Source organism: Xenorhabdus sp. KJ12.1, assembly GCF_963876495.1.
Taxonomy (GTDB): Bacteria; Pseudomonadota; Gammaproteobacteria; order Enterobacterales; family Enterobacteriaceae; genus Xenorhabdus; species Xenorhabdus stockiae.
The window spans coordinates 38,876-55,119 of sequence record NZ_CAWNQH010000067.1 but is presented as its reverse complement, the minus strand read 5'-3'; the positions used below and the strand labels follow the sequence as shown (position 1 = coordinate 55,119).

The window sequence follows — 16,244 nt, the reverse complement described above, 5'->3', positions numbered from 1 at the left end:
TTAGCCGTCTAGATGTTTACACTTCTATAATCAACAGGTAATGTATAAACCACAAGCGCAAATTATTCATCATCAACTTGAAGGTTTTTCATGATCGAAATTAAACACTTAAAAACATTGCAAGCACTAAATCTCTGTGGCTCATTGGCAGCTGCTGCGAATCACTTGCATCAAACTCAATCTGCTCTTTCACATCAATTCAGTGAATTAGAGCATCGTCTGGGATACAAACTTTTCATTCGTAAAAGTCAGCCGCTGCAACTTACACATCAGGGAGAAGTTCTACTGAAGCTGGCTGAGCAGATTTTACCGATGATCAAAGCATCTCTGAGTGAGTGTAATGAACCGGAAGAAACTAACCTACGCATTGCGATTGAATGTCATAGCTGTATTCAGTGGCTCACGCCTGCATTAAAGCTTTTCCGGGAAAGCTGGCCGCTGGTTAATGTGGATTTCAAATCCGGGGTGACATTTGATCCACAACCGTCCCTGCAACAAAAGGAGCTGGATATTGTACTGACATCCGATATTATTTCCGACAGCGATCTCCACTATACACCGCTGTTTGATTATGAGGTAAAGTTGGTGGTGGCCCCGGATCATCCATTAGCCAATCAGCGGGATATTCAGCCACAAGATCTCGCACCTGAGACGTTACTGATTTATCCTGTTCAGCGACAACGTTTTGATATTTGGAGACGTTTTCTCCAGCCAGCCGAAGTAACTCCCACCCTGAAAACCGTTGATAACACTTTATTACTGATCCAAATGGTGGCAGCCCGCTTAGGTATTGCAGCATTACCTCACTGGGCCGTGGAAACATTTGAAAGACAGGGTTTAGTTGTCACGCAAACGCTGGGAGAGGGATTATGGAGCCGGTTGTACGCTGCCTGCCGTAAAGGAGAGCAACACCAACCGGCTATTGATACATTTATTCGTTCTGCGCGCCAGCACGCGGTGGATAGTCTGCCTTTTGTAAAACGGGTTTCAATATCCAGCGGTGATGCACCCAAAGCGATGCAACAATCAGGCTGCCTCCAATGCTAAAGCTCAGCCAATCCGGATGCTGCTGCCAAATGACAAAGTTAACCAGTAGCCCAGCCGGAACCAGCATATTATTCATAATTGCGAGTGTTCCGGCATCAACCTGAGTTGCGCCATAGTTCCACATAAAATAGCCAATACCGGATGCCCCTGCGCCTAACCAGATCAGAACCCACCACTGTAATTGCGTTGTCGGCAGCTTCTGTGGGTTACCAAAGATTAACCATCCGATAATTGCAACAACACAGGCACCTAAATAGAACCATGAAATCGCCACTCGTTGTGGGATCGGATGCTTCTCCATCAAACGCTTATAACCAACCTGACCAATAGCAAAGAAAATATTCGCCAGTTGCACCAAAATCAAGCCAATCCAAAAAGATTCACTTAGCCGGTCATAACGGATAATCGCAGCTCCGGCAACAGCCAGCAGCGAACTGAGTGCATATCCCCAACGCAGCCTCTGACGTTTCAGTAAATCGTAGATCAGTGTGACATACAGCGGTGTCATAACAGTAAAAAGCAGAAACTCTGCCACTGTCAGATAGTGGTACGCATGAAATACAAACAAGTACATCACACCCAGTTGGCAAGCGCCCACTGCCATATACAGCGAAATCACTTTCAGCGATAACCCACGCCAGCGCAGGAATGGCAGAAATACCAGAGCAGCGAGTGCTACTCTGATGAGTACAGAAAACCAGCTATCAACCTGACCGGCAAGATAAGCACCGATCAGGCTGAATGAAGCGGCCCACAAGAATGTTGTGATTGTTAATAGCCACATATTTATTGAGATTTATCCACTAACAGTGCTTCCAGCAGATCAAGATCATGCAGAAGCGTCTGTAATGTTTCATTACTAACTTTACGGGTTGCACGCAAGTGATACAGTTCCCCTCTTTCAGCCCGTAATGCAGTCAGACGGAAACGACGCTCCAGCTCTTCAACCTCCAAGCTGTGTTCACCCTCGTCCGTGCCCGCAGTACGGCGCCGTAAGTAACCGGTAACCCGGGAAGCAACTTCGCTAATCACTTCAGCATCTAATTTTTCTTCTGTGCTGGCAGACAGGCGTTCTTCCATTTTATTCATACTGACAATCGCAACTTCAGCCATCGCTGCTTTCGCCATTCTGATTTCATCAAGATCAGCCTGTTTGTCTCCCACTTTCATACCTCTCAGCAAGAGTGGCAGGGCAATGACGCCAACAAAAAGTGAAACCAGAATCACACCTGCAGAAATAAAGATCAACTGATAACGGGCAGGAAACGGATCGCCATCCGGCAGGAAGAGCGGTACTGACAGAGCACCAGCCAGAGTAATGGCACCACGGACTCCCGCAAACGAAGCCAGCAACAATTCACGCGTAGTGTAGGTTGAGAATTCCAGTGGTTTCTTCTTCATCAGGATTTTACTGGTATTTTTCATCAGCCATAACCAGCAGAACCGCAGCAATACCAGTGCGCCATAAATGATGCCTACAGCAGCAAACAGCATCCAGGTTTCTACATGCGGGTCGAGATCCGCCTGAGCAACAGAAGTCTCCCAAATTCCCGGCAACTGTAGCCCCAGCATGATGAATACCAGCCCGTTAAATACGAATGCCAGCATTCCCCAAACATTATCCGCTCGCAAACGCATATCCAGCGGTGCATTACGGATCACGCCAGCCGTACTGATAGTCATACCCGCCGCAACAGCAGCCAGAATGCCAGAAACACCAATATGTTCAGCAATCATGTAAGAAGCAAATGGCAACAGCATCATAAACATGATTTGAGTCGCGGGATCATCGCCACTCCAGCGGCTCATCAATCGCAGTGATTTACTGTACAACCAGGTAACAGCAACGCCTGATGCCAGACCACCAATTGCAACTTTAAAGAATTCGAATGTTGCACCGGTTACCGTAAATGCCATTGTTCCCATGGCAATTGCCACAGCAAATTTCAGAGCGACCAGACCCGAAGCATCGTTCATCAACGCTTCACCTTCCAGCACACTCATCATATTTTTAGGAATGCGCCCTTTCCCGACGATTGAGGATAAGGCAACGGCATCGGTTGGTGACAACACGGCGGCCAGAGCAAAAGCCGCAATAAGCGGAATACTCGGCAATAACCAGTAAATCAAATAACCAATACCGACAACTGTTACTAAAACCAGCACTAAAACCAGAATAACGATTTCACGCCCATGGTGAAAAAATTCTCTAGTCGGTGTTTTCCAGCCATCAACAAATAACAAAGGAGGGATAAGTAAAACGAGGAATAATTCAGGGTCGAAAGTAACGTGTAAACCAAAATGAGGCCAAGCCAGCAACGCCCCCATTGCTATTTGCACTATCGGCAAAGGGACACGGAACGGGATCACCTTAGTAAGAACACCAGAAACTGACACCACCAAAATCAAGATCAAGATAGTAAAGAATATTTCCATGTTACCCTTACAAATTGCCAAAAATCCGTCGGTGAGGAGATTGTGACTGTTTTTTCTTTCTAATAACAGCGCTAATAACCACAAAAATTGAAGTTATTCTGGAAAATCAAAAAACAATCACATTGTGAATCAATGACCCGCAAGCCATTTTCTTATTTTATACTTATCTGAGGGATTTTGTCGAAAATTTGACAGGTTTTAAAAATTATCAGGCAGGGAAATATATGCGCAAACGTTAACCGCTTACGCATAACTTTCAGGCTAGTTCTGGCTAAATGGCCCAACTGCTAGCATAGAATACCACCAGTGCAATGGCGATGACTACCGTACTGATATTCAGCTTACGCCACTCACCGGCAAAAATACGTCCGACAACCAACGTGCTGAAACCTAACATAATTCCTGTCACGATATTACAGGTCAGAACGATGAATACGGCGCACAACAGCCCCGACACAGCATCAACAGAATCATCGAAATTCAATTTTCTCACATTGCTCAGCATCAGCAGACCGACATACATTAAAGCCGGTGCAGTGGCATACGCAGGAACCAGATATGACAATGGGGAAAGGAATAAGATTAGCAGAAACAAAATACCGACAATGGTCGCAGTTAACCCTGTTTTTCCGCCTACAGCACTCCCTGCGGCAGATTCGATATAAACGCCAGCAGGCGAAGAGCCTATCGCTCCGGCAAAAATACTACTGACAGAATCAGCGGTTAACGCCTTACTACCACTAATAATCTGCCCACGCTTATCCAACAGGTTGGCCTGCCCGGCCACAGCTCTGATAGTCCCTGTGGCATCAAATACTGCGGTCATCACCAGTGCAAGAAGGCTTGGCAGGACAGCAGGCTGTAACGCCCCCATGATATCCATACTGAACATCAGGGAAAGGCCGTCTTCTCCTAATGTGGGCACTTTAAAAAAACCCTGATATTTCACCGCAGGATCGAAAATCAGGCCAATGATTGAAATAGCAATGATAACCAGCAAAATGCTACCGGGGACTTTTTTCTTTTCCAGACCGATAATCGCAGCCAGACCAAACAGAGTCATAAAGACAGGAAAGGCAGTCAGTGTACCAAAGGCAACCGGTAATCCTTCCTTCGGATTTTTAATTACCAGACCGACGCCGTTTGCCGCAATAAGCAACAGAAATAATCCGATACCAATTCCTGCCCCATGTGCAATTCCCATTGGAATATTGCGCAATAACCAGGCTCGAATACCGGTAACAGAAATAAAGGTGAATATACATCCCATCAGAAAAACAGCGCCCAGAGCAACAGGGATGCTAACTTGCTGCCCTAATACCAGACTAAAAGCAGTAAAGGCAGTCAGTGAGATGGCACAGCCAATCGCCATCGGCAAATTAACCCATAACCCCATCAGCAATGAGCCAATTCCGGTCACCAGACAGACAGAAATAAATACTGCGGTATGAGGAAATCCGGCTTGTCCGAGCATACCCGGTACAACAATAACGGAATACACCATAGCCAGAAATATTGTTAACCCAGCGAGAATCTCCTGACGTACCGAGCTTCCACGTTCAGTTATCTTAAAATACCTATCGAGTTTGCATTGAGTTGGTGCCTGCGTGCCAGACATATTTATCCCCTGCCAGTGTGTTAAATATCGATCATTATTTTTCTCATCATTTCTTTACTCCCTTCCCGACGAAAACGATTACGTCACTTAATAACGCTAAAAATGCTGAAGCTATCAATTCAGCCATTTCTCATACGCAATCGTTTGGCTTTTGAGATAAAAAAATGGTGAGATAATTTGAGGCAGAAGATTATCCAGTGAATCGGGGATAAGAATCAAGTCATAGCCATAAATTTTATTACCTGTTATCTATCAGCAAATCGTGTGTTTTGCCTATCAATCAACCAATAAACCAAGTAAAATTACGATTGTATTCTGAGTATATGTCACACCACAAAAAGACCACTCATTTCAATTCAAACAATAGGTTTTTTATAATGCATCAATCTGATGTTGTTGATCGTTCGCTTTTTTCCCTGAGCTGGCCGATCTTCATTGATATTTTTCTTCATATGGCAACGCTGTTAATCAATACCTATATGGTTAGCCATATTTCTTCCGCTTATCTGGCTGCGATGGGCGTTGGGAATCATGTTTTTGATCTGTTCATTACTATCTTTAATTTCATCAGCGTTGGTTGTAGCGTTGTCATCGCCCAATATCTCGGTTCAGGAAGGCGGGATAAAGCCAGTCAGGCGATCCACATTTCCATCGCCTTTAATTTTGTGTTGGGTTTTGGCTGTGCATTGGTAACTATTTTCTTCGGCTACAAAATCCTGCATATCATGAATCTGCCAGAAAACCTGATGGATGATGGATTTGCTTATCTGCATATTTTAGGTATCTGTCTGATACCAGAAGCCATTTCAATTATTCTGGCAGCCTGCTTGCGAGTATATGGCAAATCCAAATCAGCCATGTATGTCACCCTGATTGCCAATCTACTGACAATTGTCGGCAATATGATTGTTCTGTACGGGTTCTTCGGGCTACCTAAATATGGCCTCGAAGGTGTGGCATGGTCTACAGTATTTGGTCGTACTGTTGCAGTTATTCTCCTTTGTGGCTTGCTATTTTATGGCCTGAAAATAAAGCTGGTACCCAAATTACTCATATGCTGGTCAAAGAATATGCTTGGAAAAATCCTGCATATCGGTTTGCCTGCGGCCGGTGAAAACCTCGTATGGATATTGCAGTATATGACGGCACAGGCGTTTATCGGTTTGATGGGCGAAACATCTCTGGCAGCACAGACGCTGTATTTCCAGCTATCGCTGTTCATTATGCTTTTTGGGATTGCCACCAGTATTGGTAACGAAATTATGGTTGGTCATCTTGTCGGGGCAAAACGCTTTGAAGAGGCCTATATCCGCGGTATAAAAAGCCTGAAAATCGGTGTTATCGTCACAATTGGAGTGGTCTTATCTTTCTGGGCTTTCCGGCAACCACTTCTCGGCCTGATGACAGAAGACCAAAAAATCATTGAGCTGTTGCTGCCACTCTTCCTGTTATCAGTGTTTCTTGAACCGGGACGTACTTTTAATATCGTTATGGTCAACGCACTGCGAGCATCAGGCGATGCCCGGTTCCCGCTTTATACTGCCCTGATTTTCATGTGGGGTATCTCTATCCCCGTTGGTTATTTTCTGGGAATTACCATGGGAATGGGCATTCTGGGGATCTGGATTGGATTTTTCTGTGATGAGTGGGTACGTGGTCTGGTAAACGCGTGGCGCTGGAAATCCAAAAAATGGCAAACTAAGCGATTGGATGTTTAATCAGATTAAAGAACGTTAGTAAAAATGCCGCAGTAATTATCTGCGGCATTTGTAATAAAATAATCGGAAAGGTAACAGGAGTAATTATTCTGTTTTTTCTTTACGATAAAACGCTGAACGTGGGCCATACAGCAGGTGGCCATTCCAGTATTGCCCGGCACTTAACAAACGGTTGCAGGTAATACCCGCAATTTCGTGTCCTCTATCAGCGACAGTATTCACAATTTGTTCAATGGCCGCAGACACTAACATACCAATAATTCCGCCACCACCATTGTTACGATTCTCTGCGCTGGATGCTGTTGCTATACCACCCCAGATTTTTTCACCTGTACGCAAATCAACCAAACGAGCCTCAGCAGTCACACGAGTATCACTACTGATGATCTGATATTGTGTACCGTATTGCGTGATATCCAAGTAAAGCGCTGCATCTGCACCAAAAATATCATGCAATTTCTTATAACTGATATTGCTAATATCCTGAGCCTCAGACACACCATTCTGTCGGAAGGTTTCTTCTACTACCGCAACAGGAAAAACATAATATCCTGACTCAGCCAATGGATAAGTAACCTGAGAAATCACACTGCCAGCGGCTTTCACATCTACAGACTTATTCACTGCTGGCAGAACCAGTATTGATTTAGGATCGCTTGCCCTTAAGGCAGAATAATCATGCGGTGCCTGTTTGGCACACCCCGTCAGTATCAGCAAAAATAAAGCACCAATCGCGCCCAAAATCCGGTTCATTATTTCACTCCCTTATTTTTATTCAGCAGAAAATCCATATAAGGTGCAGATTCAGGAAATAATCTTTTCTCTATTTCAAACTGCTGAAAGGCATCCTCAATATTGCCTGTTTTGCTGTAAAGTAGCCCCATTTGTGCATGCAGGCCGGGAGGAACCGGTTTATCTTTGGCTTTTGCTTGTTCAATCACTTTTTCCAGAGCCTGTATCTGCTCCAGTGGCCCAGTTTTATCTTGTTGGTAATACTGGTAAAGCGTTGACTGGTAATCACCCCATTCATAAATAGTTTTAGGTGCCTGTACACATCCGACTAACACTAGCGTGCCCAGTAACATCCCCGTCTTTTTCATCAAAAACATTAAATGATCTTTCCTATATAATATTTATTATTAATTCGTTGGCTTCCAAGCACCACTTTCAATACCTGACACTAAATCATTCACGGCTTCACGAATTGCCAAATCCAAAACCTTGCCATTCAGAGTGGAGTCATAACCCGAAGTGCCGCCAAATCCAATAATTTCACGGTTGGATAGCTTGTACTCCCCGGCTCCCGCTGAAGAGAAAACGACTTCAGACGTTTCCACATTCACCACATTCAGCATCACTTTTGCATAAGCGATCTGTGATTTACCACGACCTAAAATTCCCCATAACTGGTGATCACCTACTTCTTTACGGCCAAATTCAGTCACTGCACCAGTAATGACATAACTTGCCCCTTTTAACTTCTGTGCTTTACCTTGTAATCCGGCTTCTGTTTGCAATTCGGCCATATTCGTGCGCTCCAGCACATTAAAACGACCGGTTTGCTGTAAGTCTGTCACCAGAATAGTTTTTGACTGGTTACCCAAACGATCAATACCATCAGAGAAAATACCATTCTGGTAGCTTGAACGGTTTTCAAACTTACCCACAGCAATAGGGCTGCGAATACCTTTGTAGGTTGTGTTATAAGAGGAAACTTTTTGAACCTGAAGAGTTGATGAGGATTCTGTTGCACAGCCGGCTAGCATGAGTGAAGCCAGACAAACAGAAGCTAAAGTCAGTTTACTTTTCATTATTTTCTTCCTGCGAATTTTTTGATTAACAGCCTGTCAGGTCAGTTATACCTTTATATTATCTTGCTGGTTTCTATTTAAGCGAAATTAACTATATAACGGCAGATATGACCAAGATAAAACGGCTAAATAATAGGTTTTATCATAGGAAAAGTCCATGAAATAAAACATGATATAATCAACAATGCTCGGTCACTATAGTTAAACAAAACTGAAGATATTAAACCTTAAAATATCATTATAGAAATATCATCTATTGCGGAATATTATTTCCAAACAACCCGCTAAAAATAGGAATAATTATATAAACCCTGACTTAAATGATAATTAACATCTCTTCCAAAGCTTCTCACACTAGGCCTCGCCTGTGTCACTATACCTGATGAGTTTTGAATATCACAACTACGATAAAATCACTAATTCCTATCTAAAAATAGAAATAACTTGCTAAAAAAACGGAAAAACAAAACAAATATAATTTTAAAAAATAAACAAAACAAAAACACATACATGCCATTTTAAAATCATATAAATATCAGATGGTTTAATTAATCATTAAATAATATTTGATAAGCATCTATTCCGTTCCGTTATTTTTATTTAAAGCGATAAATTAATACAATATTCTGACCATAAATTGATTCAGATTAAATAAAATATAAAAATAAATAAATAAAATTACCCACATCAGGACAGATGGATTTTTATCCATTTTTTATCGCTAATAAGAAAAAACTAGATTAATATTCTAAATTATATCATAATTAAAATAATAAAAAGGATTTAATACTAACAGGATGTTTTGAGCAAGTTCGGATGTGATAAAACACATCGTTTTCTCTCTGGTTGTTTAAATTTTCAATATTACAAACAATTACAACCTCCTGATATAAAAAGAAAATGATAAACCGCACCCATTTAGGCATAAAAATGACTCTTCCCAAAAACGTATTAAGCCAGAGTCATCCGGAAAACATTTTCTTCATAAAATTCTTTAATATCAACACACAACAATTCATTTTCTGAGCAAACAATTCTTTGGTGTTTATATGGTATGTCTCCCTGCACTTAGCTAAACCCGACTCCAACACCAAAAATGTAAGCGAGAACTATTATGAAAACAGCAATAAAAGGTAATCAGCCCATGTCTCATGTTTCTTCGGCAGCAAAACGAGCCAATATGACAGAAGCTGAATGGAAACAAGCCATAAAGTTCAATGGTACTGACATGGGTTGGGTGATCATGAGTATTGGCATGGCCATAGGAGCAGGTATTGTTTTCCTTCCTGTTCAGGTTGGTCTGATGGGACTATGGGTTTTCCTGCTCTCTTCAGTTATCGGCTATCCGGCTATGTATCTTTTTCAGCGGTTGTTCATTAATACACTTGCCGAATCCCCCGAATGTAAAGACTATCCCAGCATAATCGGGGGTTATCTTGGTAAAAACTGGGGGATTTTATTAGGTGTGCTCTACTTTATTATGCTGGTAATTTGGATGTTTGTTTACTCCACTGCAATTACCAATGATAGCGCCTCATACCTACAAACCTTCGGAGTGACCGATAACTTACTCTCCGAAAATCCTTTTTATGGTCTGGCCTTAATCTGTATTTTAGTGATGATTTCTTCCCGTAGTGAGCAATTACTATTTAAAGTTTCCAGCCTGATGGTAACGGTAAAATTAGTTGTTGTTGCAGCACTGGGGCTTTCCATGATTGGTATGTGGCACTTATACAATATCGGTGCGCTTCCTCCTTTTTCCATGTTAATCAAAAAAGCCATTATCACGCTACCTTTCACACTGACTTCCATTTTGTTTATTCAGACACTCAGCCCAATGGTTATCTCTTATCGAAGTCATGAAAGCAACCGCGAAGTTGCCCGCTATAAGGCACTACGAGCGATGAATATTGCCTTTGCTATCCTGTTTTGTACCGTATTTTTCTATGCCGTCTCTTTCACGCTGGCACTAGGGCACGATGAAGCAATCAAAGCTTATGAGCAGAATATTTCTGCACTTGCGATTGCCGCCCAATTTTTCCCTGGTGGCTGGGTCATTTTTGTCAGTGTCATGCTTAATGTCTTCGCTGTCATGACCGCTTTTTTTGGTGTTTACCTCGGATTCCGCGAAGCCAGTCAGGGAATAGCCATGAACCTGCTAGGACGGTTAATGCCTGCTGCAAAAATCAATGAAAAGTGGGTCCAAAAAGGCATTATGGTATTTGCTATTTTATTGGCGTGGGGAGCTATCATTCTTAATGCCCCTGTTTTAAGTTTCACCTCTATCTGTAGCCCGATATTTGGGATTGTCGGCTGCCTAATTCCAGCCTATCTGGTTTATAAAGTCCCCAGCCTTCATCACTACAAAGGAGTCTCACTGGTTTTAATTATCTTCACAGGGCTCTTACTGTGTATCTCTCCTTTCCTGGCCTTTTCTTGATGTGATAAAAACAGTCACTGACTGTTTTATGATTAAAGTTTATTTACAAATAACGGCCTTCCGCTACGGAAGGTCTTTATCAGACATATTTCAATTAGCTTTTCTATTATCTTTACGCATCTACCTCTATTACCCTTTTTATAAAGATCACAATCTCTCATCTGGAATGCATATTTTATGCCGGATAAATTCATTCCTTAACTACCACAATGTATCTTGAAATCTATAAGTCATTTGTGTTATCAAATACCTCTAATAAACTATTATTGCAATGATAATCGTCATTTTTAATTAATTATAATTTATATTTATTTAATAATTTATCCTGCCTTAATAGGAAAAATAAAGCCATTTAGTTATTAATGAAATAATCACTTACAAAAATAGTAACTATAAATAATAGTTCTCCAATACATATCCATTGATCATTTAACACTCGACAATCCTTCCATTATTGGCATTAAAATGCCTACTATCATCATTAAATATTAAACATCAAAACAAAATATCGTATATTCAAAAAACATAAAATATTAATCCATAAAATATCATATGGAGTCTTTTTGTAGATAATTAGCACACAAAATAAGTGTATATTTTGATCTAATTAGATAAATCATTTACTTTTTCCACTAAATGCAGTAAAAAGACGAAACCACTACACCCTAAAGGAACAATATAAGAATAAAAAACTAAAAATAAAACTCAGTAAAATGTTTAGTTGCAAAATTTAGCCAAACAACATTCTTAGTAGAATTATCTTTATAATTAGCCCATTCTATTCACGAGGGTTACATAACAAATATTTACACTTTCTCAATAAATATTTTCATTAAAAAAAGATAAATAGAAGCAGCAAATTTCTTCATTGTCTGTTTTCTAATTATATTAACCTGGTATTTATCCAATCATGTGGAAAAGCTCCAATAGCTTGTTGTATTCGATTAGTTTAAATATCCCCGTTATTTATAGCTGATCGAACTGATGTAATAGGAATGATAATTTCATGAAGCAACGTAAATTTTTAACCCGATACGAAATAGATGCAATTTTGGCAGAAACAAAACAAGGACGTCATGCAGAACGAGATTATTGCATGTTATTGATGTGTTTTATTCATGGCTTCAGGGTCAGTGAGCTGTGTAATTTATGTTTATCCGATCTCGATTTAAATTCAGCTATTATTCATATCAGACGATTAAAAGGTGGTCTGTCAACAACACATCCACTAATCCCGGAAGAAATTGAAGCACTAAAAAAATGGTTGGATGTACGCCAAAAATGGCGAGAAGCGGATTCTCCATGGGTTTTCCTCTCCCAAAAATCGGGAGCGGTTTCACGGCAACAAGTTTATGGGTTACTGAAGCGTTATGGCAAGCAGGCTGCGGTCAGTGTTTCTCCACACCCTCATATGCTAAGACATGCCTGTGGTTACGCACTTGCCGATCTCGGCCGTGATACACGTTTAATTCAGGATTATCTGGGGCACCGTAATATTTCACATACAGTGATTTACACAGCCAGTAATGTAAAACGCTTTTCTAACATTTGGGAAACACACTCTAAGTGAATTTCCATCTATTTTCCCTGTATTCACTATACACAATGGAATTCAAGATGCATCGCAGCGGCAAGGGAGTTCACCCCTAGGAGCATAGATAACTATGTGACAGGGGTGAGCGAGCGCGGCCAACAAAGAGGCAACTTGAAAGACGAAGTGTATAACATGATCTGTTATTGCGACGATCTCCACTACTTCTTCTGTGGAGATTGCAGATAAAAAAACAGGTGAATTCATCATAATACAAATATGAACCTTAACGTATGATAAATCTGATTTATGTATAATATTTGTCTTTATTGTTTTTTATTTGTTAAATCAGTACTTACTGTTTTTATAAAACTTAAACTCCAGGTTAGAATTTATAATATAAATTTCTATTTAAATATGTGGCAAAAAATTTCTACCTATTCTTAATAATATACATTATGAATTTCAGGTTGCAGCCAGTAATACAGCAACTGAAAGGTAGATATAGAAAAATGCATTACCCAGCATCTTACTGCAATGAAGTGATTTCATCAGTAAAGAGGCAGCTTAAAAAATGAAGGGAATATTCCCTTCATTTTTCAAGTTCAGTGAAACAGATATCTTGTTATTAAAAAATGACTAACTATAGTTGTGCAAATTTTTCCCTGATTTTCTGCTCTGGCAGATCTACTCCAATAAAAACCAACACACTTTGACGCTGTTCATCATCACGCCATTCACGATCCCAGTCTGCACTGTACAAACGCTGTACTCCCTGAAACAATAACCTGCGCGATTCTTCCTGAATGGCAAGAATACCTTTATAACGCAGTAAATTATCAGCAAAACTCAGTAACAATTCTTCCATCAAATTTGAAACTTTCGTTAATTCCACTGAATGGTTCAGAGTAACAACTATCGACTGAACACTATTTTGGTGCTGAGGGATAAAACGAAAAACAGGCTGTGTAATAGTCAGTTGATCATTCAGAATAAAGCCTTCCAGATCAAAAAGCAGACCTAAGTCAGCCTCACCATGTACGATCTTATGGATCGGTGCTCTGGCATTGATCTTCTGCAATCGCCCGATTAATGCGTCATTCTCAGGAGCAACATCCGTTTTCGTCAACAAAAGCCTATCAGCATATCCTACTTGTGATTGTGCAATGGAAAAATCATCAAGCTGCTGCTCTGCATGAACCGCATCCACCAGTGTAATAATGCCATCCAGTAAAAAACGCTGACACAAAACCTCGTGAGAAAAGAAAGTCTGAGTGATTGGGCCGGGATCTGCCATCCCTGTACACTCAATAATCAGGCGATCAAAAACAAACTGCCCGTTATCAATACCATCTAATAAATCAAGTAAAGTATCTTCCAGCTCATTCGAGCGACTACAACAGATACAACCATTGCTTAGTGTTTTAATTTGTGTTGCTCTATCTCCGATAAGTTCATTATCAATAGGTACTTCACCAAATTCATTTTCTATGACAGCAATTTTATAACCATGTTCAGCATTGAGAATATGCTGTAATAATGTCGTTTTCCCTGATCCTAAAAATCCTGTAAGGATGGTCACTGATATAGGTTTCATTTTTTCCTGCATTACTATAAAAATTGTTTGTTTTAAAAAAATTCAAATCTGAGATCAATAATAATACACGATTTGAACAATCAGATTAATCCAGTTACTCCAATTCTAGAAAAATAATACCATACTGATAAAAATCACTTCTCTTCCCAGACTTGTATTAAAAAACAACTCCAGCAGAATACTATTTATATTAATGGAGATGGACCATGAAAATAAACAAAAGAATTGAGATGGATCAAATTCCTCATAGTACCGGGACTCAGGAAGAACTATCAATTGATATTGCTATTGTTGGTGCGGGTGTATCTGGTTTATATACAGGATATCGTTTGTTAAGTGGAGATTATTCTGACAACACCTATTCTCCTACAAATGTACATATTTTTGATTTAAATCATACGATAGGAGGAAGGTTACTCTCTGTTAACTTACCCGGAATGGATATTATTGGTGAGTTAGGAGGAATGCGTTATTTAACATCACAAAAAATCACCACTTCATTGATTGAAAATATTTTTAAATTAGATCACGCTCCCTTTCCAGAAAGTGACTCACCAAATAATTTTTTCTATTTACGAGGTCAGCGATTCAGGGCGGATATATGGTCTAAGATGCAGAAAAATGATAAAAAATTTAAAATACGATACTTTCTTAATGATGATATTCAAGGATATAGTGCATCACAGCTATTTAATAAGATTATATATGACGTTTTAGTTGCAGACCCTTGGTTTAAGAAGAACTATGGTAATCTTGTTGAAAAAACAAGTAAATATGATTACAAATTTAAAATCAGTCTACGGCAGTGGGATATCATCAAAAAGAATATAACTTATATTAAAAAAGGAAGCCCCTATGATCAAATGAAAGTCAAAGACATCGGATTCTGGAATTTAATTAAAGATCAAGTCGGTCAGGAAGGATATAATTTCTTATCTGATGCAGGAGGATATTACTCAAACACCATAAACTGGAATGCTGCTGAATCAATGTCTTATATGGTAGGTGATTTTACACAAACTGATATAGAATATAGAACTATTAAAAATGGATATGATCAATTAGCTTATGCTTTAGCAAAAGCCTATACAGACCAAAATGGTGCTAAGCTATGGTTAAAAAACACTTTAATAACTTTTCAACATAATAATGGCGGAAATCGTCGTTATTCATTAAAATTCAGAAATGAAAATAGCCAGACTTATTGGACAGTACACACTGACACTATTATTCTGGCAATGCCAAAACAATCCCTTAATCTTCTGGATCAGTACAATTTTTTCTTTGATAAACATTCACAACCAAAATTAAATAAGAATATTGATACGGTCATTCCTGAACCATCATTAAAATTATTGATGGGATTTGAATACCCGTGGTGGAATAAACAATTTAACACCAAATCCGGTGCATCAATTACTGATTTAGCTATTCGCCAATGCTACTATTTCGGCACAGACGATAAAAATTCACATTCATTATTCCTATCAAGCTATAACGATATGCGGGCTGTAACATTTTGGAAAGCACTGATACAAATAAAAGATAAAGACTCTATCTATGAACCTTGTGAAACTCGTATAGTATCAAAAGAAAAATTGAAAGAATCGCCTTTACCCGGAGAGCCTGTATCTAAACACCTGGTCGAAGAAGCAATGAATCAGGTTAAAGAGCTACATGGTATTGATATTCCTCCTCCTTATATTGCCCGAATTCAAGACTGGTCTAAGGATCCATATGGTGGTGGATATCATGCATGGAAAGTCGGAGTATCAGTTGACGAAGTCATGCCTTTTATGAGGCATCCAATAAAAAATGAATCAGTGCATATTATCGGAGAAGCTTATTCAGGGGATCAAGGCTGGACTGAAGGAGCATTTTGTGTCACGGAAAAATTATTACAAGAAATATTTCGTCTTAATTGGCCTGAGTGGTTAGATAAAGAATATTATTTAGGGCGATAATTATCTATATGCAATGAATTTCAATATAGAACACTATTTAGTCTCAATCGTGTTTGGCGTGCAATCTGTGTCTGGTTTTATA

At 39.8% G+C, this 16,244-nt stretch carries 12 protein-coding genes; 5 read left to right on the top strand and 7 right to left on the bottom strand.

Going from position 1 to position 16,244, the window contains the following annotated elements; translation table 11 throughout:
- Nucleotides 1-90: 90 nt before the first annotated feature.
- Entirely contained in the window at nt 91-1,047 is a 957-nt protein-coding gene (gene metR / locus AACS92_RS10165) for an HTH-type transcriptional regulator MetR (protein ID WP_141554483.1), read from the top strand.
- On the opposite strand, the gene AACS92_RS10160 is transcribed toward metR, so the two are convergent.
- The 3 genes from AACS92_RS10160 to AACS92_RS10150 form a co-directional block, all read right to left on the bottom strand.
- Entirely contained in the window at nt 932-1,831 is a 900-nt protein-coding gene (locus tag AACS92_RS10160) for a carboxylate/amino acid/amine transporter (protein WP_099111096.1), read from the bottom strand. The genes metR and AACS92_RS10160 overlap by 116 nt on opposite strands.
- Nucleotides 1,832-1,833: 2 nt before the next feature.
- Entirely contained in the window at nt 1,834-3,483 is a 1,650-nt protein-coding gene (locus tag AACS92_RS10155) for a Na+/H+ antiporter (protein ID WP_099111095.1), read from the bottom strand.
- A 271-nt stretch (nt 3,484-3,754) separates the two neighbouring features.
- Entirely contained in the window at nt 3,755-5,101 is a 1,347-nt protein-coding gene (locus tag AACS92_RS10150; protein WP_099111094.1) for an NCS2 family permease, read from the bottom strand.
- Nucleotides 5,102-5,478: 377 nt separating this feature from the next.
- On the opposite strand from AACS92_RS10150, the gene AACS92_RS10145 reads away from it, so the two are divergent.
- Nucleotides 5,479-6,819, top strand: coding sequence for an MATE family efflux transporter (locus AACS92_RS10145; RefSeq protein ID WP_099111093.1), 1,341 nt, complete (start codon nt 5,479-5,481; stop codon nt 6,817-6,819).
- An 84-nt stretch (nt 6,820-6,903) separates the two neighbouring features.
- Here the strand turns inward: AACS92_RS10145 and AACS92_RS10140 are convergent, their stop codons facing one another.
- The 3 genes from AACS92_RS10140 to AACS92_RS10130 are packed head-to-tail and all read right to left on the bottom strand — an operon-like array spanning nt 6,904 to nt 8,630.
- On the bottom strand, nt 6,904-7,572 hold the full coding sequence (locus AACS92_RS10140; RefSeq protein ID WP_099111092.1) for a DUF799 domain-containing protein: 669 nt from the start codon (nt 7,570-7,572) through the stop codon (nt 6,904-6,906).
- Nucleotides 7,572-7,928, bottom strand: a complete 357-nt coding sequence (locus AACS92_RS10135; RefSeq protein ID WP_099111091.1) for a DUF4810 domain-containing protein — start codon at nt 7,926-7,928, stop codon at nt 7,572-7,574. Before AACS92_RS10135 ends, AACS92_RS10140 begins: the two co-directional genes overlap by 1 nt.
- Nucleotides 7,929-7,958: 30 nt before the next feature.
- Nucleotides 7,959-8,630, bottom strand: coding sequence for a CsgG/HfaB family protein (locus AACS92_RS10130; RefSeq protein WP_099111090.1), 672 nt, complete (start codon nt 8,628-8,630; stop codon nt 7,959-7,961).
- Between the two features lie 1,114 nt (nt 8,631-9,744).
- Between AACS92_RS10130 and AACS92_RS10125 the strand changes: the two genes are divergently transcribed.
- Nucleotides 9,745-11,070 (top strand): amino acid permease, encoded by a 1,326-nt coding sequence (locus AACS92_RS10125; protein WP_099111089.1) that lies wholly within the window; start codon nt 9,745-9,747, stop codon nt 11,068-11,070.
- A gap of 1,006 nt (nt 11,071-12,076) precedes the next feature.
- A complete protein-coding gene (locus tag AACS92_RS10120; protein ID WP_086955361.1) occupies nt 12,077-12,640 on the top strand; it encodes a tyrosine-type DNA invertase in 564 nt (187 codons plus the stop codon).
- A 604-nt stretch (nt 12,641-13,244) separates the two neighbouring features.
- Here the strand turns inward: AACS92_RS10120 and yjiA are convergent.
- Complete coding sequence (gene yjiA / locus AACS92_RS10115) at nt 13,245-14,198, bottom strand: GTPase (protein ID WP_099111087.1); 954 nt, start codon at nt 14,196-14,198, stop codon at nt 13,245-13,247.
- 206 nt (nt 14,199-14,404) lie between these two features.
- Between yjiA and AACS92_RS10110 the strand changes: the two genes are divergently transcribed.
- A complete protein-coding gene (locus AACS92_RS10110; protein ID WP_206602255.1) occupies nt 14,405-16,162 on the top strand; it encodes a flavin monoamine oxidase family protein in 1,758 nt (585 codons plus the stop codon).
- Nucleotides 16,163-16,244 lie beyond the last annotated feature (82 nt).

What these genes read in the sequence shown, in the direction of transcription:
- AACS92_RS10140 (WP_099111092.1), bottom strand. Translation starts at nt 7,572, where the DNA reads ATGAACCGGATTTTGGGCGCGATTGGTGCTTTATTTTTGCTGATACTG.
- AACS92_RS10130 (WP_099111090.1), bottom strand. Translation starts at nt 8,630, where the DNA reads ATGAAAAGTAAACTGACTTTAGCTTCTGTTTGTCTGGCTTCACTCATG.
- AACS92_RS10135 (WP_099111091.1), bottom strand. Translation starts at nt 7,928, where the DNA reads ATGTTTTTGATGAAAAAGACGGGGATGTTACTGGGCACGCTAGTGTTA.
- AACS92_RS10110 (WP_206602255.1), top strand. Translation starts at nt 14,405, where the DNA reads ATGAAAATAAACAAAAGAATTGAGATGGATCAAATTCCTCATAGTACC.
- AACS92_RS10150 (WP_099111094.1), bottom strand. Translation starts at nt 5,101, where the DNA reads ATGTCTGGCACGCAGGCACCAACTCAATGCAAACTCGATAGGTATTTT.
- yjiA (WP_099111087.1), bottom strand. Translation starts at nt 14,198, where the DNA reads ATGAAACCTATATCAGTGACCATCCTTACAGGATTTTTAGGATCAGGG.
- AACS92_RS10125 (WP_099111089.1), top strand. Translation starts at nt 9,745, where the DNA reads ATGAAAACAGCAATAAAAGGTAATCAGCCCATGTCTCATGTTTCTTCG.
- metR (WP_141554483.1), top strand. Translation starts at nt 91, where the DNA reads ATGATCGAAATTAAACACTTAAAAACATTGCAAGCACTAAATCTCTGT.
- AACS92_RS10145 (WP_099111093.1), top strand. Translation starts at nt 5,479, where the DNA reads ATGCATCAATCTGATGTTGTTGATCGTTCGCTTTTTTCCCTGAGCTGG.
- AACS92_RS10155 (WP_099111095.1), bottom strand. Translation starts at nt 3,483, where the DNA reads ATGGAAATATTCTTTACTATCTTGATCTTGATTTTGGTGGTGTCAGTT.
- AACS92_RS10160 (WP_099111096.1), bottom strand. Translation starts at nt 1,831, where the DNA reads ATGTGGCTATTAACAATCACAACATTCTTGTGGGCCGCTTCATTCAGC.
- AACS92_RS10120 (WP_086955361.1), top strand. Translation starts at nt 12,077, where the DNA reads ATGAAGCAACGTAAATTTTTAACCCGATACGAAATAGATGCAATTTTG.